This is a genomic window from Aerococcus sp. L_32, assembly GCF_050689315.1.
The window spans coordinates 1-1,238 of record NZ_JBOEQF010000520.1 but is presented as its reverse complement, the minus strand read 5'-3'; the positions used below and the strand labels follow the sequence as shown (position 1 = coordinate 1,238).

Below are 1,238 nucleotides of genomic sequence, written 5' to 3'. Positions count from 1 at the left end.
GTTGGGATGGAAGCCAACTATGCGCCCTTCAACTGGTCGCAAACATCTGACGCGGACGGTGCAGTCCCTATTTCAAACTCTGACGGTGAATATGCAAACGGTTATGACGTACAAATCGCTAAACGTCTAGCTGATTCACTAGGTTTAGAACTTGAAATTGTTAAGTTAGAGTGGGACGGTCTACCACCTGCACTTGAATCTGGCATGATTGACGTGATTATTGCCGGTATGTCACCAACACCAGAACGTCTACAACAAATGGACTTCTCAAATTCTTACTATTCTTCAGATATCGTTCTTGTGACTATGGCTGACAGTGAATACGCAGATGCTACATCTCTAGAAGATTTCGCTGGCACAACTGTTACTGGTCAATTAAATACATTCCATTATGATTTAATTCCGCAAATTACTGACGTAACCCAAGCCACTGCCTTAGATTCATTCCCAACGATGATTACTGCTTTAACTGCTGGTTCAGTTGACGCCTATGTATCTGAAAAACCAGGTGCCATGGCTGCTGTAGCTGCTAACCCTGACTTAACATACGTTGAGTTTGCTGAGGGCCAAGGCTTTAACTTAGGTGAAGTCACTTCTGATATTGCTGTTGCAACCAGAAAAGATTCTCCATTAACAGACATTATGAACCAAGCCTTAGCAACTATTCCAACCGCTGACCGTGACCAATTAATGGAAGATATGGTGAACTTGAACGAGCGCGGTGAAAGTGCTGGTTTCTGGTCTGAAGTTGCGGGCATTTGGGATACTTACGGTTCCCAATTCCTAACTGGTGCTGGCAACACTATGTTTATCGCGTTAAGCTCGACAATTATGGGATTTGTCATTGGTTTATTGATTGCTATCTACCGTTCATTAATCGTTCGTCGCGATCAAAAACCAGTTGCCTACTTCTTCTATAAATTATTCGACTTTGTGATTGCTGCCTACATTGAAATCTTCCGTGGTACACCAATGATGGTACAAGCTATGATGATTTTCTATGGTTCAAGACTATTCTTCAATTTCCAAATGTCTACTATGTTTGCAGCCTTACTAATTGTGTCGATTAATACTGGTGCTTATCTTGCCGAAGTGATCCGTGGTGGGATTACCTCAGTGGATAAAGGCCAAACTGAGGCCGCTCGTGCCATTGGTATGAACCACTACCAAACAATGACGACAATCGTTTTGCCACAAGCTATTCGGTCAATCTTACCTGCTTTAGGTAACGAATTTGT

The 1,238-nt window shown here is 42.6% G+C and carries 1 protein-coding gene; it reads left to right on the top strand.

Annotated elements, in window-relative coordinates; translation table 11 throughout:
* Positions 1–1,238: ABC transporter permease subunit (locus ACRCJ0_RS14415; protein ID WP_431390901.1), on the top strand; the 1,238-nt coding region annotated here is incomplete at both ends.